This is a genomic window from Halococcus saccharolyticus DSM 5350, assembly GCF_000336915.1.
GTDB classification, from domain to species: Archaea; Halobacteriota; Halobacteria; order Halobacteriales; family Halococcaceae; genus Halococcus; species Halococcus saccharolyticus.
Genome location: NZ_AOMD01000003.1, coordinates 1 through 17,913 on the forward strand (window position 1 = coordinate 1; position 17,913 = coordinate 17,913).

At 62.0% G+C, this 17,913-nt stretch carries 36 protein-coding genes; 1 reads left to right on the top strand and 35 read right to left on the bottom strand.

Annotated features, from left to right (window positions below):
- The 35 genes from C449_RS01005 to C449_RS18035 all read right to left on the bottom strand — a co-directional run.
- Positions 1-820 (bottom strand): terminase large subunit domain-containing protein (locus tag C449_RS01005; RefSeq protein ID WP_006076010.1); only part of this gene is annotated, 820 nt, incomplete at its 3' end.
- Complete coding sequence (locus C449_RS01010; RefSeq protein ID WP_006076011.1) at positions 801-1,520, bottom strand: hypothetical protein; 720 nt, start codon at positions 1,518-1,520, stop codon at positions 801-803. The genes C449_RS01005 and C449_RS01010, both read right to left, overlap by 20 nt.
- A gap of 176 nt (positions 1,521-1,696) precedes the next feature.
- Positions 1,697-1,939, bottom strand: coding sequence for a hypothetical protein (locus C449_RS01015; protein ID WP_006076012.1), 243 nt, complete (start codon positions 1,937-1,939; stop codon positions 1,697-1,699).
- Positions 1,929-3,383, bottom strand: coding sequence for a winged helix-turn-helix domain-containing protein (locus C449_RS01020; protein WP_006076013.1), 1,455 nt, complete (start codon positions 3,381-3,383; stop codon positions 1,929-1,931). The genes C449_RS01015 and C449_RS01020 overlap by 11 nt, the downstream gene beginning before the upstream one ends.
- Positions 3,384-3,444: 61 nt before the next feature.
- A complete protein-coding gene (locus C449_RS01025) occupies positions 3,445-3,660 on the bottom strand; it encodes a hypothetical protein (RefSeq protein ID WP_006076014.1) in 216 nt (71 codons plus the stop codon).
- Between the two features lie 83 nt (positions 3,661-3,743).
- Positions 3,744-3,953: a hypothetical protein gene (locus tag C449_RS01030; protein ID WP_006076015.1), complete on the bottom strand. Its 210-nt coding sequence runs from the start codon at positions 3,951-3,953 to the stop codon at positions 3,744-3,746.
- 97 nt (positions 3,954-4,050) lie between these two features.
- A complete protein-coding gene (locus C449_RS01035) occupies positions 4,051-4,281 on the bottom strand; it encodes a hypothetical protein (RefSeq protein ID WP_006076016.1) in 231 nt (76 codons plus the stop codon).
- Positions 4,278-4,451, bottom strand: coding sequence for a hypothetical protein (locus tag C449_RS18025; protein WP_161606424.1), 174 nt, complete (start codon positions 4,449-4,451; stop codon positions 4,278-4,280). Before C449_RS18025 ends, C449_RS01035 begins: the two co-directional genes overlap by 4 nt.
- Before the next feature lie 517 nt (positions 4,452-4,968).
- Positions 4,969-5,226 carry a hypothetical protein gene (locus C449_RS01040; protein ID WP_006076017.1) on the bottom strand — a complete coding sequence of 86 codons (258 nt, stop codon included), beginning with the start codon at positions 5,224-5,226 and terminating at the stop codon, positions 4,969-4,971.
- Between the two features lie 5 nt (positions 5,227-5,231).
- Positions 5,232-5,450: a hypothetical protein gene (locus C449_RS01045; protein ID WP_006076018.1), complete on the bottom strand. Its 219-nt coding sequence runs from the start codon at positions 5,448-5,450 to the stop codon at positions 5,232-5,234.
- Positions 5,451-5,502: 52 nt separating this feature from the next.
- Positions 5,503-5,793, bottom strand: coding sequence for a hypothetical protein (locus tag C449_RS01050; RefSeq protein WP_006076019.1), 291 nt, complete (start codon positions 5,791-5,793; stop codon positions 5,503-5,505).
- Positions 5,794-5,796: 3 nt separating this feature from the next.
- Positions 5,797-6,213, bottom strand: a complete 417-nt coding sequence (locus tag C449_RS01055; RefSeq protein ID WP_006076020.1) for a hypothetical protein — start codon at positions 6,211-6,213, stop codon at positions 5,797-5,799.
- Positions 6,206-6,451, bottom strand: coding sequence for a hypothetical protein (locus C449_RS01060; RefSeq protein ID WP_006076021.1), 246 nt, complete (start codon positions 6,449-6,451; stop codon positions 6,206-6,208). Before C449_RS01060 ends, C449_RS01055 begins: the two co-directional genes overlap by 8 nt.
- A 66-nt stretch (positions 6,452-6,517) precedes the next feature.
- Entirely contained in the window at positions 6,518-6,688 is a 171-nt protein-coding gene (locus C449_RS18030; RefSeq protein ID WP_161606425.1) for a hypothetical protein, read from the bottom strand.
- Between the two features lie 25 nt (positions 6,689-6,713).
- Positions 6,714-6,944 carry a hypothetical protein gene (locus tag C449_RS01065; protein WP_049913797.1) on the bottom strand — a complete coding sequence of 77 codons (231 nt, stop codon included), beginning with the start codon at positions 6,942-6,944 and terminating at the stop codon, positions 6,714-6,716.
- Positions 6,941-7,921 carry a helix-turn-helix transcriptional regulator gene (locus tag C449_RS01070; RefSeq protein ID WP_206536522.1) on the bottom strand — a complete coding sequence of 327 codons (981 nt, stop codon included), beginning with the start codon at positions 7,919-7,921 and terminating at the stop codon, positions 6,941-6,943. The genes C449_RS01065 and C449_RS01070 overlap by 4 nt, the downstream gene beginning before the upstream one ends.
- Positions 7,922-8,467: 546 nt before the next feature.
- Positions 8,468-8,659: a hypothetical protein gene (locus C449_RS17655; RefSeq protein ID WP_152415621.1), complete on the bottom strand. Its 192-nt coding sequence runs from the start codon at positions 8,657-8,659 to the stop codon at positions 8,468-8,470.
- Positions 8,656-8,856: a hypothetical protein gene (locus tag C449_RS01075; RefSeq protein WP_006076024.1), complete on the bottom strand. Its 201-nt coding sequence runs from the start codon at positions 8,854-8,856 to the stop codon at positions 8,656-8,658. Before C449_RS01075 ends, C449_RS17655 begins: the two co-directional genes overlap by 4 nt.
- A gap of 2 nt (positions 8,857-8,858) precedes the next feature.
- Positions 8,859-9,167 (bottom strand): hypothetical protein, encoded by a 309-nt coding sequence (locus C449_RS01080; protein WP_049913798.1) that lies wholly within the window; start codon positions 9,165-9,167, stop codon positions 8,859-8,861.
- 2 nt (positions 9,168-9,169) lie between these two features.
- Positions 9,170-9,544, bottom strand: a complete 375-nt coding sequence (locus C449_RS01085; RefSeq protein ID WP_006076025.1) for a hypothetical protein — start codon at positions 9,542-9,544, stop codon at positions 9,170-9,172.
- Complete coding sequence (locus tag C449_RS01090) at positions 9,537-9,851, bottom strand: hypothetical protein (protein WP_006076026.1); 315 nt, start codon at positions 9,849-9,851, stop codon at positions 9,537-9,539. Before C449_RS01090 ends, C449_RS01085 begins: the two co-directional genes overlap by 8 nt.
- Entirely contained in the window at positions 9,844-10,041 is a 198-nt protein-coding gene (locus C449_RS01095; protein WP_049913799.1) for a hypothetical protein, read from the bottom strand. The genes C449_RS01090 and C449_RS01095 overlap by 8 nt, the downstream gene beginning before the upstream one ends.
- Positions 10,031-10,516, bottom strand: a complete 486-nt coding sequence (locus tag C449_RS01100; RefSeq protein ID WP_006076027.1) for a hypothetical protein — start codon at positions 10,514-10,516, stop codon at positions 10,031-10,033. The genes C449_RS01095 and C449_RS01100 overlap by 11 nt, the downstream gene beginning before the upstream one ends.
- Positions 10,513-10,944 (bottom strand): Holliday junction resolvase Hjc, encoded by a 432-nt coding sequence (hjc, locus tag C449_RS01105; protein ID WP_006076028.1) that lies wholly within the window; start codon positions 10,942-10,944, stop codon positions 10,513-10,515. The genes C449_RS01100 and hjc overlap by 4 nt, the downstream gene beginning before the upstream one ends.
- Entirely contained in the window at positions 10,941-11,240 is a 300-nt protein-coding gene (locus C449_RS01110; RefSeq protein ID WP_006076029.1) for a hypothetical protein, read from the bottom strand. The genes hjc and C449_RS01110 overlap by 4 nt, the downstream gene beginning before the upstream one ends.
- The gene (locus C449_RS01115; RefSeq protein ID WP_006076030.1) at positions 11,237-11,479 is read right to left on the bottom strand and encodes a hypothetical protein; all 243 of its coding nucleotides are present in this window, start codon (positions 11,477-11,479) and stop codon (positions 11,237-11,239) included. Before C449_RS01115 ends, C449_RS01110 begins: the two co-directional genes overlap by 4 nt.
- Positions 11,476-11,682, bottom strand: coding sequence for a hypothetical protein (locus C449_RS01120; RefSeq protein WP_006076031.1), 207 nt, complete (start codon positions 11,680-11,682; stop codon positions 11,476-11,478). Before C449_RS01120 ends, C449_RS01115 begins: the two co-directional genes overlap by 4 nt.
- Positions 11,679-12,293, bottom strand: a complete 615-nt coding sequence (locus tag C449_RS01125) for an AAA family ATPase (protein WP_006076032.1) — start codon at positions 12,291-12,293, stop codon at positions 11,679-11,681. The genes C449_RS01120 and C449_RS01125 overlap by 4 nt, the downstream gene beginning before the upstream one ends.
- Positions 12,290-12,787: a hypothetical protein gene (locus C449_RS01130; RefSeq protein ID WP_006076033.1), complete on the bottom strand. Its 498-nt coding sequence runs from the start codon at positions 12,785-12,787 to the stop codon at positions 12,290-12,292. Before C449_RS01130 ends, C449_RS01125 begins: the two co-directional genes overlap by 4 nt.
- Positions 12,784-12,966: a hypothetical protein gene (locus tag C449_RS01135; RefSeq protein ID WP_006076034.1), complete on the bottom strand. Its 183-nt coding sequence runs from the start codon at positions 12,964-12,966 to the stop codon at positions 12,784-12,786. The genes C449_RS01130 and C449_RS01135 overlap by 4 nt, the downstream gene beginning before the upstream one ends.
- Complete coding sequence (locus C449_RS01140) at positions 12,963-13,265, bottom strand: hypothetical protein (protein ID WP_006076035.1); 303 nt, start codon at positions 13,263-13,265, stop codon at positions 12,963-12,965. The genes C449_RS01135 and C449_RS01140 overlap by 4 nt, the downstream gene beginning before the upstream one ends.
- Complete coding sequence (locus C449_RS01145; RefSeq protein ID WP_006076036.1) at positions 13,262-13,882, bottom strand: DUF7474 family protein; 621 nt, start codon at positions 13,880-13,882, stop codon at positions 13,262-13,264. Before C449_RS01145 ends, C449_RS01140 begins: the two co-directional genes overlap by 4 nt.
- Positions 13,882-16,581, bottom strand: a complete 2,700-nt coding sequence (locus C449_RS01150; RefSeq protein WP_006076037.1) for a hypothetical protein — start codon at positions 16,579-16,581, stop codon at positions 13,882-13,884. Before C449_RS01150 ends, C449_RS01145 begins: the two co-directional genes overlap by 1 nt.
- Positions 16,578-16,997 (bottom strand): hypothetical protein, encoded by a 420-nt coding sequence (locus tag C449_RS17660; protein ID WP_152415622.1) that lies wholly within the window; start codon positions 16,995-16,997, stop codon positions 16,578-16,580. The genes C449_RS01150 and C449_RS17660 overlap by 4 nt, the downstream gene beginning before the upstream one ends.
- On the bottom strand, positions 16,994-17,149 hold the full coding sequence (locus C449_RS18035) for a transposase (RefSeq protein WP_161606426.1): 156 nt from the start codon (positions 17,147-17,149) through the stop codon (positions 16,994-16,996). Before C449_RS18035 ends, C449_RS17660 begins: the two co-directional genes overlap by 4 nt.
- A gap of 385 nt (positions 17,150-17,534) precedes the next feature.
- Here C449_RS18035 and C449_RS01155 point away from each other — a divergent pair, with 385 nt between their 5' ends.
- Positions 17,535-17,837 carry a hypothetical protein gene (locus C449_RS01155; protein WP_006076038.1) on the top strand — a complete coding sequence of 101 codons (303 nt, stop codon included), beginning with the start codon at positions 17,535-17,537 and terminating at the stop codon, positions 17,835-17,837.
- The last annotated feature ends 76 nt before the right edge of the window (positions 17,838-17,913 follow it).

Genomic DNA, 17,913 nt, shown 5'->3' on the forward strand with positions numbered 1-17,913 from the left:
CCAGCTCGCCAGCCAGTTCCTCGGAGACGACGTGGCGCTCGCGAGAGAACTCCTTGTAGACCAACCCTTCGGCCGCGGCGAACCCACCTGCGAGGCCCTGTTCCTCGGCGGCGGTGCCCTCGAACTGCCGCGTGAGTTTCTCCTTCTCGGGGAGGAACGGGTTGTTGCGTGAGTCGGCGACGACGTTGTGGATGCGTGTCGGGAGTGGCTCGTCGTCGGGCGTGCGCTGGCGTTCGACGAAGTCGTAGAACTGGTTGTACCCATTCCCCGTCGACGTCCACAGCGTCACGTTGGGGCCGCTCTCGGTGCGCTGACGCGACAGGAGCATCCGATTCAGGTCGTAGAGGTCGGTGTGCTCGTAGTGGGCGACCTCGTCGCACCAAATGAAGTTGAACTCACTCCCCGCATAGCGGTTCCAGACGTCCGCACTCCCGAGCCGAATGATCGACCCGTTGATGAGCGTGACGCGGCGTTTGGTGCCGTGATAGTCCTTGACGATCGGCGAGTTCTCGGGATCGCCACCCTCTCCAGGGACCGTGGCCTCGCCAGGGAGTTGCTTGAAGAAGCCCTTGTACGTGGAGGGGCCGCCCTTCTGGGCGTCTGGTGCGAGGACGAGGTTGTCGCTCCGCGGCGTATTGAGAGCGACTTCGAGCGTCTTGCGAGCGCCAAGGACTGTCTTGCCCGAGCCGTAGCCCCCGCGGAAGACGACGACGTCGTGCTCGCCGGAGTCGATCGCATCGATCGTGTCGAGCTGTCGATCCCAGTAGCCCCAATTGAGGTGGAGGGTGCCGTCTTGGGGACTACTCGCCGTTGAACTCATCGACGTTGTCCTCCGTCACACGAGTTCGTTCGATGTTCACTGCGAGGTCGCCAATGGCGTCCGCCTTCTGACTCTCCGGATCGTCGAGGAGGCCGAGATCCTTCAGGTTCATCCGGATGTCCGAGTTGAGCGAGGCGACGACGCCGTTCAGGTGGTGTTCGTCCTTGTCCGTGATGCGCTGGAGACGGGCTTGCCCCGTCTTCGGACCATCGTTGGGGTTCCCGACGAGCTGCGTTTCCTGAAGCTTGTCGCGTTCGAGCCCCTCTTTGATGAGTTGGGTGCGGCCCGAGCGTTCCTGCCACTGCATCACCACGACCATCTGGATGCGCTCGGCCTGCGGATCGTCCTCGGTGTAGCGGGACTTCTCGATCCACGCTTCGGTGAGGTCGTCCACCCACTGGCGATCCTCGTCATCCAGGTGTTCGAGGAGGTTCGTCGGGTCCGCCGTCGCGCCGTGTGTCGTGGCGTTCTGGTTGCCCTTCGGTGCGCCGGCCCCCTCGCGAGCGCCGCCGTTGTTCCCGCCGTGCTGGCGGCACCGGCCGTCGCCGACGTGGTCGGTTCCCCACCCCAACGAACGATTGCAGTAGCCCTGAAAGATCGGTGGGTCGGACCCCCGGACGCGCTTGCCGTTGCACTCCTCGCCCGGCTCGCGCTTCGGCGCTTCCGATGAGGGTTCGCCGACGAGGTCCTGCTCGTCCATTGGTTGATTGTTTGCTGTATGAAATCCGAGGTGCGTGTGGGCGGCCGTCGCCACCACACCGCCACGCTGATTGACACTTACAGTACGAGGACGATCGACGCGCAGAGTAGCGCGATGAGGAGCGTGGCGAAGAACATGCCCACGAAACGGGCGACAACGGACCACCGGATCATGGATTAGCCGAGTGGGTCGTATGGTTCGTCGCGGAAGATCTCGTGGCGTGCCTGTCGGACCTCGGCCCGGAGTGCCATGCGTTCGGTCTGTGAGAGGTTCTCAAGTGCATCACGGACGCGCTGGCGGAGTTCGGCCTCCGTTTCAGGGCCGGCGACGGGCTTCAAATATGGCTCGACAGCCTCGTACTGGAGTTGCTTGCGCCGGGCGATGAACTCCCATTCCTCGTCGGTGAGTTTACCCGGCATGCTCCATATCGATGTCGTCGATGACGTACTCCCACGTATGAGGGCGCTTGTCCGAACAGCCGTGGATCGTCCCGAGTTTGCGGTGGGTGGAGGCGTCGGGCTGGCCGATCTTCTCGGCGAACTCGTCGCCCGGCTTCATGCTCGGACTCTCGATGACGTGGGGCTGGTTCATCACGTTCTCGCGGCGTGACTCGTGAAAATGCCCCCGATAGGCGATGTTAAACGAATGTTGAGCCCACCAGCCCCGCCAGTCCCGCGAGGAGGCTCCCGTTGAGTCGACGTGCTTGAGCGAGTTGTGGCCGTGGCGGAGGTGGCCGCGCCACTCGCCGTTGCGCAGCTCGAAGTTTCGGTACTCGGTGGCCTCGGCTTCAAGGAAATTGATGTTGTCATACCCCGCCTCGATAAGCCGGTCCTGTATCCACCGATAACAGATGAGGTCCATGTTCGCCTGCTTCGAGACGCCCGATGCACGGGTCTTTCCGTGATTTCCGGGCTGGGCGACGATCTGGACAGTATCGAACGCTTCGGCGAACGACTTGGCCTGTTGGGTGAGGGCGTCGACGGCAGCAGCCATCTGGTCTCCGAGCATCATGCTTATATCAAATGCCTGACCATCGTATATATTTTCATTGGTCAACATGTCACCTCCCCAAAGTAGGTGGGCGGTATCGAACTGGGAGACAGGTTCCATCAGTTCCTTCATGTCGAGCGCCTTCTGCGTGAAGTGCTCGATGCTCGCCTCGCAGATGTCGGGGTTGAACACCTCCCGGCCGCGTTCGTCCTCGACGACATCGCCCATGTGGGCGTCGGTCAGGTGCGCGACGAAGTCCTCGTTGCCAGGGTCCGGTGCCTGCGTTGCGACGAGTGGGTCTTTGCGTTTGAGGCGGCGGAGAATAGTCGCCTCCATCTCCGTCGCCCAGTCGTTCGCCTCGCGTGTTTTCGATCCCGTGTGCTTCGTGGCGACGCGACGGATCTTGGGCTGATCGGGGAGGTGGAAGACCCACTCCGCATCGTCGTCCTCGAAGTCCTTGTCGATGCCAACTGAGACACCTTTGTCCTCGATCGACTCGATGTAGGCGTTAACGAGGTTCTCTGAAAGACCGAGTTCCGTCGATAGTTCGTCCGGGGTCGCCGGGAGTTCTGCTATGAGTTCGAGTTCCTTTGGCCCGAGATCGTCGTCTTCGTTCGGCCCCTCATCCTCTGGTTCCTCGGGTTCGGGCTCGTCGTGAACGTCCGGCAGGTAGTATTCAAACGTGGCTGGATCGTTCTCGATCTCGACGCCCGCTTTCCGGAGGGCTTCGATGTAGTATTTCGCCGTGTTCTCCGGGCACGCCAGTTCCTCTGCGAGCTCGGATTTGGTGACGGGCCGATCGTGAAGGATCTCGAACGCATCGCGCTGGTTGTCCGTCAGTTCGACGTCGTCGGCGTTCGTGCTGTTGCTCATTTATCGGGGAAGGGGGAGGGTTGGTCGTCGGCCTGGACGCGCAAACAGAGCAACAGCGAGATTAGCGGAGGTCCGAGCGCAGTGAGTCTATCCCGCGATCCACGGCCGTCCGGATGTCCTCGACCGCACCATCCGAGAGGTCGGCCGTCACGGTGTCGTTGGGTTCTGGAGCGTCGGCGAGGCGTGTCCGAAGGAACTCATCCCACGTCTCGTCGCCTTTCTCCTCGGCGAGCGCAGCCTTCGTCTCCTCGCTCACCGAGATCGTGGTCCGAGTCATGAATTGTGGATGAATTACCGTCGGTCGTGTGTGCCCGCCGAACCGCCCGACGCGGCGGTGAATCGTGGATGAATTGGACGCTCTCAGGGTGGCGCGGGGACGGCCGACTCGGGGATCTGCGTCGTCTTGTCCGGATGGAGGTCCGCAATGATGCCGATCAGCTCGTCGACGTCCCACTCCGTCGTGCTGAGGTCGTTCGTCTCGGTATCCCGAATCAGCGCCTCGTAGACGGGCGCACCGTGGCGCTTGCGCACGAAGTACGTCTTTGTCGAGCCGTCGATCTTGAGTGCCATTAGAGCCGGTGCGATTGTGCGGCCAGTGTCTCGGTGTCGAACAGTGCCACCATCGCCGCGAGGTACGCGAGGAACAGGCCAGCGGTGATGCACTCGATCAGCATACGATCGTGACGGGTTCGACGTGCTCGGCGGCCAGATACTCGTTGTGCGTCCGCTCGGCGAGGAGGTCGAACGACACGGGCTGGCCTTCGTTGAACGGGTCTCTCGGCTCGTCGATGAAGTACACGAGTTCGGCGACGGCCTCGGTGACGATGTTTCCCCATCGCCCCGTGCGGCTGTACTCGTTGATCGTGCCGCTGCACTCGCGGCCAGTAGTGTAGTTCATCGTTCGGAGAGGATGCCGCAGCCCGAGCACCACTCGTCGACGCCGTCGGAGACCATCGGCGAGCGGCACTCGGCGCACATGTGGCCCGTGCGACGTGCGCCGTCGTCGGGGCCATTGATCGATTCGCCGCCCGTGTAGTCGTGCGGTGGGCGGGTGCGTCCAGTCAACATAATTAGAGTCGCTAAAGTCGGAACGGCACGCCTCGAACGTGCAGCAGCTCGATCTACAGTCGAGTTCCCTGCCAAGTGGGATTCGTTCCGCGTCTCATCCCGAACGTTTCTGATGGCCGGTCGTCCACGTCCGGGTTTGGCCTGTGTTGACGGCCCCGCTTCGAGTAGCGGATGGGTGCGTTCTACACCCAGAGGTCCGGCCGAGGCAGGCGAAGCCCCATCTCAGCCATCACAAGGCTGAATCTTGCCACTTAGACCAAGCCGGACAGGCGTGGATGCTCGACCAACACCCACCTTGCTTGTCAGTTGGTTGGATACCGGATTAGCTCCGGATCTCCCGTGTAACGGCCCGCCGACCACGCCGGCCTTTGTTACTGGTCGAGATTCGTGTTGGTATTGGGGAGCACCGGATCGCTGTTGTGAAGCGATGACTCGGTGCGATAGACCTCGGAGGAATCGAACCTCCCAACACCCGGTCCAAAGCCGGGCCGCCTTCGCCAGCAGCGCCGAGGTCTGGTTAGTCGCGGAATTTGTGTCGGACGATGACCTGCTCCGTTTCGGCCATGTCCACCTCTTCTAGCTCGTCCTCGCCAGCCCGCTTGTCGAAGTCCGCGGGTGGATTCTCGCAATCAGCGTGGATGTCCTCGTACAGTGCATACGAGGCGTGGTGCCACGAGGTATCTTCGAGGATGCGCGCGGGGTCTACCTCGGTATCCGTGGCCGGTAGGGCCAACTCGACGGACTTGTTGTTCGCGCGGATGGAGTAGGTGGGCATGGCGATTACTCAAACGGCAGTGTGTTGGCGAACTCGTCGAGTTGCTCGCGGTGTTCGTTGCACATCTCTTCAGGCCGGAAGTCCTGGCCCGCGCCGCCGCACTGCTCACATTCGAGCGCGTTCTCGGCGAAGTGGATCATCTCGTCGCCGTGGTTGTGCTGCCACCACGTCGCTTTGAGCGTGGCCGTGAACGTCCAGTAGAGCCGTTTGAGTTTTTCGAGCATGGGTGGAAGTGGGCGAGGAATCCCCGCAGCACGCGAGCAGGCTACGGGGCGATTACTGCACCGAGACCGTCTCGCCGTATCTCTGGATGAGTTTTTGGAGGTAGACGGCCACCGGGCCGACGAACAGCGAGAGTTGCGCGGCGAGGTCGGCCTGTGATGTGGCCTCGCCCGCGGCGATCAGTGCCAGCGAGACGAAAAACGCCGCGCCGAGGGTGGCGAACGCCTTTGCCGGCTTGAACGATTCGTCCGTCCCGCGGCGTTTCGCGAGGAAGTACGCGAGCGATGCGACGGCAGCGGACGCGAGTGCGCTGCCAACGGTCGTGGCGAGTTCTGGAAGAGCCATGTGTTATTCGATTGTTTTGAAGTTCGCCCACGGGCTCGTGAGGAGGGCGTAGCCGCTCCACGTCGCCAGTCCCGCGAGGATGACGTTACCAGTGAGGCGGAGGGCGAATGACGCGAGTGCGCCACCCACGAACGCCCCGTTGAACGTGAGGAGGAGGCCGACGCCCGCCGCGAGGAACATCCCCGGAACGCTCGGGCGGAAATCCGAGTCGGCGAACGCGTAGAGTAGGACACCCACCGATAGCCACAGCCAGCCGAGGATCGAGCCGATGACGTTCGAGTACCATCGGAGTTCGGGCGTGAGGCCTGGTTCGTTGGGTTCGACGAACGAGAGATAGAGGACGGATGCCGTCAGGACGATCAGGATGCCGGCGAGAAGTGCGAGGTATCGCTGTGCGGCTCGCTCCTTGATTTTATTCATCCTCACCGCCCCCGTCGCCGGAGTCGTCGTCCGACGTGACATCGATCGTGACTGGGCCGGCGGAGATCGAGGTGATGCGCTCCTTGAACAGCAACCCGAAGAGGATGCCGAGCAAGAGGACCAGTACCTGCCAATCGAGCGGGATGCCGTCGTAGATCGAGCCGAGGATAATCAGCCCGAGTAACGCAAAGTGCGTCGTGACGATAAGGTATCCTCTGAGATTCGGTTCGGGAAACATTCATTGTCGATGGGTGTCATGGCGCGGAGTACGTGCCGTGGGCGGTCCCAGCGCCTGCGGCGCGTGCTAGCTATCTGTGGGATCGACGCGGTAGGTCGAACCGTCGATTTCGACGATCAAGTAGTGAAACGGCGAGTCGCTACGTCCAGGGTCCGTGTCGCGGCCGACGACATCGGCCTCGTGGACACGGCCGGTCTGGAGCGGATCGCAGAGAATCGTCTCGGGGATGGAGGGCACTGGAGGACACCGCAGAGAGATGTGGCTACTCGTCGTCGCGGAGGTCGGCGAGGTCGAGCGTCACCGACTCGATCGCTGCATCCAGCCGGGCGTCGAAGGAGTGGTCTTTGACGATGTGCTCGCGGATGTCCGCCATCGACGATTTCGGCGATTCATTGCACCCGTTGACGAGACACTGGTATCGCTCGACTTCGGTATTCTCGTCGACGCGGTCGTCCATGTCCGTCTCGTCAGTAGGAGATTCGGTCGTACTCATGTGAGTTCACACAGGAATTGCGGGTCGCTTTCGTAGCAGCTCGGGCAGCGAACTGGCTCGCCGGCTTCGGATTCGGGGTGGCCATCCCACTCGTGGCCGCACGTCTCGCACTCGACCGTCAGCGTGCCCGGTTCGAGACCGGGTTCGGCGCGCTCGAAGCGCCACGCCAGGTCGTCGGCGATCGCCCGTGTGCCTTTCTTCGTGAGTGAGTATTCGTTCGACCGGCCATTGATTGCCGATCCCTGGACGTAGCCCTCGTCCGCCATCGCGCGGAGGTTCTGGTAAAACCGGCCGTGGTTGAGGTAGTCGGGCATCTCGTCCGCCAGTGCGTCCTTGATGTCGATCCCTATCTGCTCGTCCCCGATGTCCGAGAGGACGTACAGGATCTGGTATTGGAAACGGCTGAGGTCGGTGTTATCCATGTGTTGGGTGTAGTAGAGGCGGTTGGCCTCGTCCTCTGGCGTGTCCTCGTGATTGCAGATAGGGCAGAGTTTCTCGGTTGTCGGGCCGTCAGTCCGGAAAATGCAGGTCTCGCAGGACTTGTGCGGCGTGAACGATGTCTCGGGTGAATAGCCTGCGAGGGCGAGTGTGACTGCTTCCTCGGTGGCCGTCCGGAAGATGGTGCGGTCCTGATCGGCCATCGGGTCGATCGTTTTCAGACCGCCGACGGCTTCGAGCAGGTGTCGCCAGTCGTGCGGGATGGCGTACTCGCGGAGTGTGTGCGAGAGTGTGTCCGCCGCGCGGAGGGCGTCGAGTGGGGTTTTCGCCGTGTCGAACTGGTTCGAGCCGACGATCCCGCAGTTCCGACAGTAGGTTTTCTTGCCGCCCTCTCGGGCGGGGTATTCCCCGCCGCCCACCTCGTCGGGGATGTAATCGCGGCCGACGCGCTCGGGCAGGCGATCGGATTCATAGTACCGCCAGTCGAGTCTCCACGTGAACTGTTGATCCGGCTCTGGTGGTGGGATCTCGTAGTTCACGAACGGGGAGTGCCGGGCGCGCTTCTGACTCGTGTCGGAGTTCTCGCGCTCGGCACGTGACCCGTGTCGGAAGAAACATCGTGAGCAGACGGCCGGATTCTCCTCTATGACGGTTGTGAACACGTCCTCGCGGACATCCGCGTAGGTCGTGTTGGATCGGCCCCGGTTCGGGAGAGGGTCTTCGCTCGCGTCTCGAATCGGCCGTGTCGGTGGTGTAGAGCTTGACACTGTCGTGCTGTCTCTCGGTTGTCGCTGGCTGGGTGGCTATCCAGACAGATCGAGAGACAGACGACGCTGAAAGGTCGTGGGACGGACCAGGACTGTGACATCCCGAGTGCCCACTTCCGGGCTGGTGCCCGGCAAAGATCTATACGCCATTGTTATCGTTGGGGTGACTTAAATGTTCCCCACGCGTAGGGTATCAGGACGTTATACGTGCCGGCGGGTCGGCACAGGATTGATGCTACGGGAGACACGTTGGCGTAGTGGCGGGAGACGTCTATTGGGGAAGGGAAGGCGTCCTCCCGCTATCTTGCTGGCTGCTACTTACCAGCCATCGGCTTTCTCTCTTGGGACGGTAGCGGTGGCGTGCAGTTGCTTAACGAACTCCCGCCCACACTCGGTACACTCGCCCACGATCCCATACCAGTCGCTACTCGTTTTTCGGATGGTGGTGGCGTCGAACTCCACATCGCAACCAAGCCCGTCTGGGTGGTCATGATCTGGTTGCTTGCTCATGGGTGTGCCACCACCACGTCACACCCAGGGCACTTCCAGAGTAGGTCGTCGCCTTCGGCCGGATCGCCGAGTGGCTGAAACTCCGAACCGCAGACGAGGCACGGGCCTGTCGGCGAATCGGGGTCGTATCGAGTCTCGTCGTATTCGACCCCCGATTCAACCCACTGCTGTTCGGGGGCGTCTGTTGTGTTGTTCATTGCTATTGGTCGGCCCCTTTCCAGTAGCAGTTTGCGCAGCGATAGTGCCACCTACCGTTCTCGGGTACGTACTTGATTATCTCCGGATCGTCGCAAGAGCAGAACCGATCGCCGACCACGATCTCTACCCGGCGAGTCTTCCCCATCTGGCGAAGTGTGTCTTTCTGGTTGTGGGCCTCTTCAACCGCATTCCAGTAATCGTTGAACTCGCCGGTAAACGCTCCTCTTCCCCCGACTGCCCATTTACCATCGGGTAGAGGTCCGACGCGAATTGCCGGCGGGGTCGGTGTGAGCTTGCTGAGTAGTCCCATCGTTAGCTATCCTGTAGCTCTTTACCGGGTCGCTTTGCTTGCTCAACGTCGAACTCGCCAGTGATGTTCATCGTCTCGTCAGTCATTGCTCGTTCCGATTGCGTGGCTATGAACGTGGTCGTGTCCGTGAAGCAGTCCGAACTGAGCCGCACGCGCTTCGGACGCCAGCCATCGTCGAAGAACTTGTCAAGCATCGAACCCGGAACCTCTCGGAAAGTGATGATCGGGTCGAGGTCATCCTCGCCCTCGATCTCGCAATCCCATGTTTTCTTTCGGCCGTCCTCTGTCCACGACATCGTTGCGTCATCCCGAACGCCCTCCATCGGGCGGATCGGCACGGCGAGTTCGAGCCGGTTGTTCAAAGTGTGGTCAGTCATCGCGGTTCACCTCGAACTGGATGAGTCGCTTGCGACCCTCCTCATCCGTAATCGTGCCGCAGCCGAACAGTCGTGCCATTTTGTCGATGTGCTTGTTGTATTCCGCGAGCGTGTCGAACTCGCGCTCGATCGTGATCTGGCCCTCGTAGGTGCGATCGCCGTCCATCGTGAACGCGAGGTCGTCGGCCTGCGTCCGCGCCACCCCGTCGCTCGTGGTTTCGATGTCGGCCGTTTCGATGCCGATGGACTCGACGATCAGCTCCTCGTCGCCGACGGAGAGGGTGGCCTTGGGGTTGTCGTCAGTCATTGATCTCGACCCCCACACCAAACTCCTCGCCCATGTTTCGATAGCGCGCAGTGAGTTCGGGTTTTAGCAACCTATCCGGACCAAGAACGACGACTTGGTTGACAACCTTCTCAATACCGTCCATTGGACCCGACAGGGTGACTGTGAGAGGGCCATGCTCAATCTCCATCCGAGGGTCGTCACTCGTCATTGGCTGCCTCGTGTACTGCCTTTATTTCAACCGCTCTTTCGAGTTCCTCGCGGTGGGTCGTCCAGATGTGATGGCCCATATCGTGCGACTTCTGTTCCTCGCAAAACGGGCATTCCTCGTGGCGTGAGTCGCTCCCGCTGAGTTCGCCCCGGAGGTCTGTGAGGTCTGGTGCCTCTTCTATCGTCTCGTCGTCGATTTGGAATTTCTCAACAGGCTCGCCAGTCTCCTCGGCGAGTTGCTCGGCTGCGGATTTCTCGTCGCGATCGTGTCCGGATTGGCCCTGAACAGCCTGATTGACCATCGCGCCGATGTCCATCAGGCAGTCGCGCGGGGTCCGGCCCTTGCACTGTGGATAGGAGTATTGTTTCGTCTCGGCCACCCACAGCGGCGGTAACTCAATATCCGGTGCTTTTGGGTGGGCTCTATCCTCCATCGTCCGCTGCTCTTTCCAGAGTGTGATTTCGATTTCAGTCATGCTTGAACCTCGTCGGGATCGAAAACCCGGCCCTGCCAGTCGGCCGGCGTCTCGGGGCGTTCGAGTTTGTAGTTGCCTTCGTCGGTGCGCTCGCACTCGTCCGGGCGGCGGAAGAACCACGATTGGTTCGACCACCCCGGCGCGCGCTTCCACCGGCACGCCACGTAGGCCGTGTAGCCCCCGGTGTCGGCGAACGAGAGTAGCTTCTCGACTTCCTCTGCGCCGAGGTAGACCTTGTGATCCTTCCGGACCTTCGCTTCGAGCGCGAACAGGTCGAGATCGCCCCCGTTGTCCAGCGGGTTTTTCGCTGCCGTGAGATCCGGCAGTGGGCGTGATGTCGCCGATCCGCTCGCTGGTGCGCGCATTACGGCGTACTCGTACTGTTCGAGGAGGTCGATCAGCTCGCGCTCGTAGCGTGTGCCTGTCATAGAAACTCCCGTGCCCGGTCGATGCTCTCCTGCTTGGACATGATACGGTAGTGCGTGGGTGCCTCGTCGTCGGGGCACTCACAAGCCATCGGGTCGATGTCGCTGCCGTCGTCGAACGTGATCGCACCCACACAACGACGGCAGATCATCCGCTCGATGGGCGTGCCCTCCGGGTCGTCGCACATGCACCCCACGCCCGGCCCCTCGTCGTAGCGCATCGGCCCCTTGCACTCCGAGCACAGGGTGTCGGCCGCGTCGCGTTCCGGCGGGTCGGCAGTGGCGGCTTCGGCACTCATGGCATGGCCTCCGGCGTTTCCAGCCACTTCGATCGAGTCGATGTCTCGGGTGCTTCGACCGCCTCGCTCCGGGTGTCGAGCCACTCGCCCTTGCACTCCGTCGAGCACACGAACGCGGTGCCGATCACCTCGCCCAGCGTGGCCTCGGGGTGCGGGACGTGGACCGTCGAATCGACGATCTGGGCCTTCAGGTACTCCCCGGTCATCTCGGTCTCGCAGATGTCGCAGACGAGCGTCATTCGTCGAGTTCCTCCGCCACCTGTTCGATGTTCGCCTGCGCTGCGGCGAGCGTGAGGTCCGCCTGGCCGCCCTCCACGAAGTGTTCGAAGCCCACACCCTGAGAGCGGGCGATCTTGAGGCTGCGGATCGCGTCCTCGATGTGCTTGACTGGGTCTTCAGAGATGCGGGGCTCGTCCGGTGCGTACAGCGGTTCGTCGCTCACCGAACCACCTCCAGAACGCGCTCGCGGAACGCCTCTAAGGAGTTCTCGTTCCGGATCTTCGCGTCGGCCATGAACGCGAGGTCGGTCGTGCCCCACATGCTCTCGCGGCCGTCGCGCTTAGCGAGGTCGCCCTTCTCGAAGTCGGCCTCGTCCTGTCGGCCCCGGCCCTGGAGTCGCGAGAGACGGGTGTCGAACTCCGCGTGGACCCACACGATCTCGAAGCTATCGAAGAACTCGCCGAACAGCGCCGGTGACTCGGTGTCGCGCATCCCGGTAACGATCGCCGGCCGCTCGGGGAACTCGTCGTGCGCTTCGAGTTCGGTGATGGTGTCTTGGGCGACGTAGTCCCCGCCGTCGGTCTCGCGGCGCATCGTCGAGTAGTCGCCTAGCTCGTCGCTCGTGAGTTGGTCGGTGGGCGTGTCGAAGTGCTCGCGTGCGCCCCGGCGCACCAGGTCGCCCGTTTCGATGTTGATCGCGTCGAGTTCGTCGGCGAGGATCTCGCCTGCTTCGCTCTTTCCCGCGGCGGGAAGGCCGATTATGGCGTAGCCTTCGCGGTAGTTCGGGTGGTTCTCGTTGACGGGTTCGGCGTCTTCTGTTAGGAGTTGTGTCATTGGCTGGCCTCCGAGAAACTGCTGGTTGTGTGTCGATCGGCCGTCGCGCCGCGCAGGAACGCAACGCAGGCGTCCAGCGACTCACTGATGAAATCGGCGTGGTCGCGCATCCACGGTGAGAGGTCGTCGCGCTCGCCCTCGAACCAAATCGCCACCGGCATTCCGTCGGTGTACGCTCGATGGACCTCCATCGGAGTACCTCTCGATACGACGAGTTCCTCGCGGGCGAGCAGCGCGTCCGACTCGTCGATGAGTTCCTTGTCGCCGGCCACGAGGTCGGCGTCGGTGATGTAGCAACCCCGTGCGAACTCAGGAAGTGGGATGCCGTCCTCCGACTCGGTGACGATTACGTCGTCCACCGAAGCATCGTACTTGTCCAGTGGGTTCTTGAAGTCCGCGCGTGGGTGTTGGGTCTCGGCCTCGATGCGCCACCCGCTCCCGCCGTCGCCTTCCACTGCGTTCTCGATCGGACCGGCGAGATAGATGGTCGTCATTCGTAGAGTTCCTCCAGCAGTTGCTCGATGTCCGTTTTCGTGTTCGTAATCGTGTGGTCGGCCGACCCGCCACGCTTGAAGTCGTTCCTCCCGACGCCGTGTTTCCGGGCGAGTTCGAGATGGATAATCGCGGTTTTGAGATGGGCGTCGGCCGTCCGCGGTTGGACGGTGGACGTCATCGCAACGCACCCCCATGATCCGCGGCTTCGGCAGGTTCGCCGACCACGTGTTCTGGGTGATTGCACTGGCCGTAGGCGTGGGCTCGTGCCGTCGATGCAGTGAACATCGTCGAGAGTGCCGATGCGGTGCGGACTTCGCCAGTGCGGACGAGTTCACGCCACTCGCGGCAGGTGTCGGCGTCGACGCGGTCTTGGGTGACGTTGCGCGTGTCCCCGCCGAAGAGGTCTGATGCCTCGCCGCTACTCTGGAACGCCTGGATACGCTCGCGCTGCTCGTCGGTCCAGTCGCTCGTGCTCATGCTGTCGCCCCCATCTGGTTCTTGATCGAGCCCGCAGCCTCAGAAGCCGCATTAGCCCAGCCGTACCCCCGGTCGTGGACGTGTTTCTTCGCATCAACCACTTCGGCAGGCGAGGATTCTTCCCAACTCCCGCGTCCCCAAGCCCCCGTATCGCGAAGCCAGTCGATAGTCCGCTGGCGGGTCTCCTCCCACGAGAAGTCCTTCATCTCGTGCCACGAGACGATCGCCGTCACCGACACGTCCTTCACGCCATCGACAGGCCCGTTCTCCCAGACCACCTTGATGTTCTCGTGTGTCGGGGAGAGTTGCGCGCGGTACTCGTCCGGCGTGAGTAGGCGGAGGACTTCCTCGTCGGGTTTGTCCTCGTTCTCGCGCATCTCGTGAGTGATGCGGCCTTCCGAAAGGTAGAGGTCGAGCACCGCATCGTGGATCGCCAGCCAGTTGTTCGGGGCCTCGTCCTTCAGCTCGTCCTCGGAGTGCCGACTCATCGCCAGCGACGAGATGATGTCGACGTGGGCCTCCTCGATCTTGCCGTCCGCGAGACTGGCGAACTTGCAGCCCGGCGAGTGGGCGGCGTTCTCGGTGCGGCACTGTGGGCATTTGTATCCGTAAGCCATCAGTCGGCCACCCCCATTGCCGCGCCGCCGAGGCTCGCCTGCGGTGTTGCTCCGCCGAACGTCGCGGTGGTGGGTGGCGGGTCTTGCTCGCCAGAGACGCCAGCCAGTGCTCGGAGTCTCTGTAACCAGCCGTTCTCGCGGAGGTCGTACCATGACTCCCGTAGTGTCGCGTTCGCTCGGCGGAGTCGGGCGAATTGTGGCTCTTGTGCTGCCGGGTGCGTGAGTTCGTCCGGGGGCGAGTCTCCGGCCAGCACGTTCTGGATGTGGCTCGTATCTGGGTCCGGTGAGTCGTCGTGACTCGCCCACCACGGGAGTCGGGTCACCCCGCGTTCCTTGTCGGTGTTGAACGCCACCGCGAGGCGGAGCCGGCCGTCTTCGGTCGATTGAATGATGTCCAAGGCTTTGAACCCGTAATCGGGATCATTACGAATCCGGCGAATGGACCGGGTAGACGGACCACCGCGGGCCTCGATTTCAGTTGGCGAAAGCGGTTCGTCGGCCGTGAAGAGTGTGTGCAGTAGCATGGATTCGCTTGGTGTTGCCTCTGGTACGATGCGATCGGCCGATAGGGTCGCCAGCGCAAACCGGCACTCGCTGACTCGGATGTCCCGGCCGAGCGCCTTCTCCTCCGGCGCGAGACTGTGGAGTGCCGCAGCCACGTCATAGGGCGACCCGGCGAACGCCTGGAGTACCGACACCGCCGCTCGCGTCACCGAGAGATCCTTGATCGAGCAAAGTGCGCGAGCGGTCCGAGCGTAGTCTCTCCGACGTGGCTCGGCTTGAATAGGCACGTGGACTGAGAACTCCGGCGCATCCTCGTGGAGGTCTGCCGGACGTTCGAGTGCACTCTCAAGCCCGTCCGCAAGCCCCGACACGCCGGGGCCGACGATTACGAACGAGCCGATGAGTTCGCCCACTGGGTCGGCCGCGTCAACCTTCGGCGAGAACGAACGCTCGCGTTTTTCCTCGCGGTCCTCAAACAATTGCCGGTAGGCTGCGAACTGGCCGTAGCGCGACTGGATCGACGCTCCTACGGCCAATGTCCGGCACAGTGTTTCCTCGTCCTTCGCGTCGAAGGTCGGGAGGTTCGGGACCCGGGCTTCTCGAACCACGTCGACTCCACAGAGATCGAGGAGGTGAACCATCGTGCCGGCAAGACCGAGTGCCTCCCGAGTCACGATGCCACGGTACTCCGCGGCTGAACACTCGAACTCGCCGTGTTTCCACCGCCGCGTGAGTTCGCATAGGTGCTCTTCGGCGTCTTGGAGCTCGCTGATGTACGCCTCGCCGTCGGTGGCCTCACCGGAGAGATAACCAAGACACCGCGTCGAGCGGAGGATGCCGCGGTGGTCGTGGAGGAGGTCGGCGAACTCCTCGGACGCTTCACCGCCAGTCTCGCCGTCCAACCGCTCGGGCGGAAGAACGTGGCGGAACGTGAGCGGCGAGGCTAACGCTCGTGCAACACACACCCAGAAACTCAAGGGGTTCGTGTACTCGCCACCGACCACCAGCCGATCCGCGTCCGAATCATACGACCAATGCGGTTCGCCACGGTCTTCTTTCTCGCCGATGTCGTGATCCACCAACCCAACCCCCTGTTTAGGGGCCGCATTGGCGGCTGCGGCGTGCTGCCACCGTGCCATCGTGCTCACAACGTGGCGGTCCGCGAGACGATGCCGGTCCGCGCTCCCCCCACCACCCTCCGCCTGCGGTGGGGCCCACGTGTGCGTGCGCGGGTCATCACGGCTATCGGTAACGGCTTGTCCGGCATCCTTAACGCAGCCCTCGAATCGGCTCTGGACCCCGACATCGCTATCGAGAGCGTCCAAGAACGCCTGTCCGATGTGCGTCAACGAAACGTGGGCTGTATTGAGGTGGTCGAACCGATCAACCAACTCGTTTGGGACGAGACGCTGCGTGACGTGGTTGCGAATCGTGCCCCGGTTGACGGCCATCTCACCGGCAAGAGCGTTGTAGGTGGCTGTCTCCGAGGATTCGCTGGCTATCGCCCGGAGGATCTGGACGGGCTTCGAGTCGGGCTGAAGCGCGTCTCGTGCCTCGGCCACCTGCTCCCTCACTGCTACTGGACTGGCTGATTCTCCTAGCCGTGGGTTGCAGTCTTCTTTAACGCTCGCCGGGAGTTGCTCGCGGTGTTTCTGCCAAAGGAACGTCCGCTCGATCGGCCCGGCGACGAGAACCACCCGACATCCGCGCGCATACGCGCGGACGAGTGCGAGAACATCCTCACGTTGGTCGCGGCGAACATCGGCGAACTCAGCCATCGAGATCGCCACCGTCGGTGTGACTTCGCTTGCAGCGAACACCGAAGCGTCGGCGGCGAGGAGGTCATCAAACCGAGTCCGGATGTCGTGGCTCGTTTGCCCGCCGAGCTGGCGTGTGGTTCGAATGAGTTCATACGCCGCATCCGAGCGCCCCTTCGCCACGTCGACACAGAGGCCGGCATACGCGCCACCGAGGGCTTCGACTTCGTGCTCCTCAAGCACGTCGTAGAATCCTCGGATCGAATCTGCGCGCTCGGCCGTCTCTCGAACCGCCTCTATGAGTTGCACGCCGAACGTGTCGGCGTAGAGAGCGCGCTGGAGTTTCGTGGGCGGCCAACAGCCATCGGCTTTGGGATTGGCCACCGCGTCGGCCTCTTCTGGCGGGGTGTCGGCAATCTCGATGCCCGCTGTCGTCATCGACCATCACCTCTGACATCCCGGAGAAATTCAACGAACACGCCAGAACACGCCTCACAAAACGCGGTCGGGTGGTCGAAATTGCCACCACCGTCGGGGCTAGTGAACATCTCCAAACCCCAACGCACGTCATTGGCTATCTCATCGCCACAAAATCCGCACGAATCCGCGTCCCATACCGCCTCTTTAATAATTCGCGGGGGACGAATGCTATCTATCGACTCTCTTAACTCGGCAAGTTCTTCCGAGCAGTCGTCTCCGAGGACGTGGTTTGTGAGTCTCTCTTCTATCCCAGTCCCACGCCGATAGCGTGCTAGACAGATGTATGAGGTCGTGCTTACGCCAACATCCACAGCACTCCCGCAAAGGTCACAGTCCGTCTCGCCCCCTTCAACCTGCTCTATGAGCAGGCTCATGCCCCACCCTCCGGCCGCACCTGAAAATGCGTGACCTTACCCCCGCCCTCGCTGGCGAGATCACGACCACACTCGGAACAACGGTAGGAGTCAACCGAGAGCGTGCCACAGGAGGGACACTCCCACCGATCGCCGAGATCGACGCCCGTCATGCGGCCACCTCGCTCGCGCGGGTAGTCGAACAAGGCTTTGGACCTTTAGTCCGAATCCCCCCACCGGCTCTTTCTGGCCGATCGGTACGAGAACGAAAGAGCAGCGTGGGGATTTGAATCAGCCGACGAGCGGAGTGTAAAGCGGGCGGATTGATCGACTTCCGATCAGACATCTGGCCACAGAATCGTCTGACAGCGTTTCGTTGCCGATCTCCTGCGCAAAAGCGAAGAAACAATTGACGGTTGCTTTTTTCCACGGTTCCAGTTTAACTGCTCAATCTCTCGAATTACCGTGGGGGAGACGATCTACGACGATTTTGTTACAGTATGTAACAGCCAGTTACTATCCGTTACGCTTATGACGCAAGTTGCATATATCTGATGTATGTCCGAACCTGTACGGATACGAGATAACGACTACGAGGCGATATCGACCGCACAGGAAGTACTGGGACTTTCGTTTCCCGATGCTCTCCACCTCAGTTTGACTACTGACATCCTCAAGGGAAGTCCGAAACAGAACGCCCGGCGGGCGATTCAGTACTACTACACGTACATCGTGGAACAGTACGACGATATCCACGAGGTGCCAGTCGAGGACTTGACGTTCGACGGTGCCGATCAGGCGAAGGCCGGACTGACCATCGGGGCGGAGAAACATGAGAACCGTCTGGCGAAAACCACGTAGAATCGTCACACCATGACAATCACGGACTCACGAACTGGCCAAGCGTCCAAAAGCCATAGATCGGAAGAGCGTCGTG

What these genes read in the sequence shown, in the direction of transcription:
- C449_RS18025 (WP_161606424.1), bottom strand. Translation starts at nt 4,451, where the DNA reads ATGTTGACTGGACGCACCCGCCCACCGCACGACTACACGGGCGGCGAA.
- C449_RS01010 (WP_006076011.1), bottom strand. Translation starts at nt 1,520, where the DNA reads ATGGACGAGCAGGACCTCGTCGGCGAACCCTCATCGGAAGCGCCGAAG.
- C449_RS17660 (WP_152415622.1), bottom strand. Translation starts at nt 16,997, where the DNA reads ATGAGCCTGCTCATAGAGCAGGTTGAAGGGGGCGAGACGGACTGTGAC.
- C449_RS01045 (WP_006076018.1), bottom strand. Translation starts at nt 5,450, where the DNA reads ATGCTCGAAAAACTCAAACGGCTCTACTGGACGTTCACGGCCACGCTC.
- C449_RS01030 (WP_006076015.1), bottom strand. Translation starts at nt 3,953, where the DNA reads ATGGCACTCAAGATCGACGGCTCGACAAAGACGTACTTCGTGCGCAAG.
- C449_RS01050 (WP_006076019.1), bottom strand. Translation starts at nt 5,793, where the DNA reads ATGGCTCTTCCAGAACTCGCCACGACCGTTGGCAGCGCACTCGCGTCC.
- C449_RS01060 (WP_006076021.1), bottom strand. Translation starts at nt 6,451, where the DNA reads ATGTTTCCCGAACCGAATCTCAGAGGATACCTTATCGTCACGACGCAC.
- C449_RS01095 (WP_049913799.1), bottom strand. Translation starts at nt 10,041, where the DNA reads ATGACGAGTGACGACCCTCGGATGGAGATTGAGCATGGCCCTCTCACA.
- C449_RS01110 (WP_006076029.1), bottom strand. Translation starts at nt 11,240, where the DNA reads ATGAGTGCCGAAGCCGCCACTGCCGACCCGCCGGAACGCGACGCGGCC.
- C449_RS01135 (WP_006076034.1), bottom strand. Translation starts at nt 12,966, where the DNA reads ATGACGTCCACCGTCCAACCGCGGACGGCCGACGCCCATCTCAAAACC.
- C449_RS18035 (WP_161606426.1), bottom strand. Translation starts at nt 17,149, where the DNA reads ATGACGGGCGTCGATCTCGGCGATCGGTGGGAGTGTCCCTCCTGTGGC.
- hjc (WP_006076028.1), bottom strand. Translation starts at nt 10,944, where the DNA reads ATGACAGGCACACGCTACGAGCGCGAGCTGATCGACCTCCTCGAACAG.
- C449_RS17655 (WP_152415621.1), bottom strand. Translation starts at nt 8,659, where the DNA reads ATGAGCAAGCAACCAGATCATGACCACCCAGACGGGCTTGGTTGCGAT.
- C449_RS01130 (WP_006076033.1), bottom strand. Translation starts at nt 12,787, where the DNA reads ATGACGACCATCTATCTCGCCGGTCCGATCGAGAACGCAGTGGAAGGC.
- C449_RS01020 (WP_006076013.1), bottom strand. Translation starts at nt 3,383, where the DNA reads ATGAGCAACAGCACGAACGCCGACGACGTCGAACTGACGGACAACCAG.
- C449_RS01015 (WP_006076012.1), bottom strand. Translation starts at nt 1,939, where the DNA reads ATGCCGGGTAAACTCACCGACGAGGAATGGGAGTTCATCGCCCGGCGC.
- C449_RS01100 (WP_006076027.1), bottom strand. Translation starts at nt 10,516, where the DNA reads ATGACTGAAATCGAAATCACACTCTGGAAAGAGCAGCGGACGATGGAG.
- C449_RS01025 (WP_006076014.1), bottom strand. Translation starts at nt 3,660, where the DNA reads ATGACTCGGACCACGATCTCGGTGAGCGAGGAGACGAAGGCTGCGCTC.
- C449_RS01075 (WP_006076024.1), bottom strand. Translation starts at nt 8,856, where the DNA reads ATGAACAACACAACAGACGCCCCCGAACAGCAGTGGGTTGAATCGGGG.
- C449_RS01065 (WP_049913797.1), bottom strand. Translation starts at nt 6,944, where the DNA reads ATGAGTACGACCGAATCTCCTACTGACGAGACGGACATGGACGACCGC.
- C449_RS01115 (WP_006076030.1), bottom strand. Translation starts at nt 11,479, where the DNA reads ATGACGCTCGTCTGCGACATCTGCGAGACCGAGATGACCGGGGAGTAC.
- C449_RS01035 (WP_006076016.1), bottom strand. Translation starts at nt 4,281, where the DNA reads ATGAACTACACTACTGGCCGCGAGTGCAGCGGCACGATCAACGAGTAC.
- C449_RS01155 (WP_006076038.1), top strand. Translation starts at nt 17,535, where the DNA reads ATGTCCGAACCTGTACGGATACGAGATAACGACTACGAGGCGATATCG.
- C449_RS01090 (WP_006076026.1), bottom strand. Translation starts at nt 9,851, where the DNA reads ATGACTGACGACAACCCCAAGGCCACCCTCTCCGTCGGCGACGAGGAG.
- C449_RS01040 (WP_006076017.1), bottom strand. Translation starts at nt 5,226, where the DNA reads ATGCCCACCTACTCCATCCGCGCGAACAACAAGTCCGTCGAGTTGGCC.
- C449_RS01145 (WP_006076036.1), bottom strand. Translation starts at nt 13,882, where the DNA reads ATGGCTTACGGATACAAATGCCCACAGTGCCGCACCGAGAACGCCGCC.
- C449_RS01140 (WP_006076035.1), bottom strand. Translation starts at nt 13,265, where the DNA reads ATGAGCACGAGCGACTGGACCGACGAGCAGCGCGAGCGTATCCAGGCG.
- C449_RS01080 (WP_049913798.1), bottom strand. Translation starts at nt 9,167, where the DNA reads ATGGGACTACTCAGCAAGCTCACACCGACCCCGCCGGCAATTCGCGTC.
- C449_RS01085 (WP_006076025.1), bottom strand. Translation starts at nt 9,544, where the DNA reads ATGACTGACCACACTTTGAACAACCGGCTCGAACTCGCCGTGCCGATC.
- C449_RS01150 (WP_006076037.1), bottom strand. Translation starts at nt 16,581, where the DNA reads ATGACGACAGCGGGCATCGAGATTGCCGACACCCCGCCAGAAGAGGCC.
- C449_RS01055 (WP_006076020.1), bottom strand. Translation starts at nt 6,213, where the DNA reads ATGAATAAAATCAAGGAGCGAGCCGCACAGCGATACCTCGCACTTCTC.
- C449_RS01125 (WP_006076032.1), bottom strand. Translation starts at nt 12,293, where the DNA reads ATGACACAACTCCTAACAGAAGACGCCGAACCCGTCAACGAGAACCAC.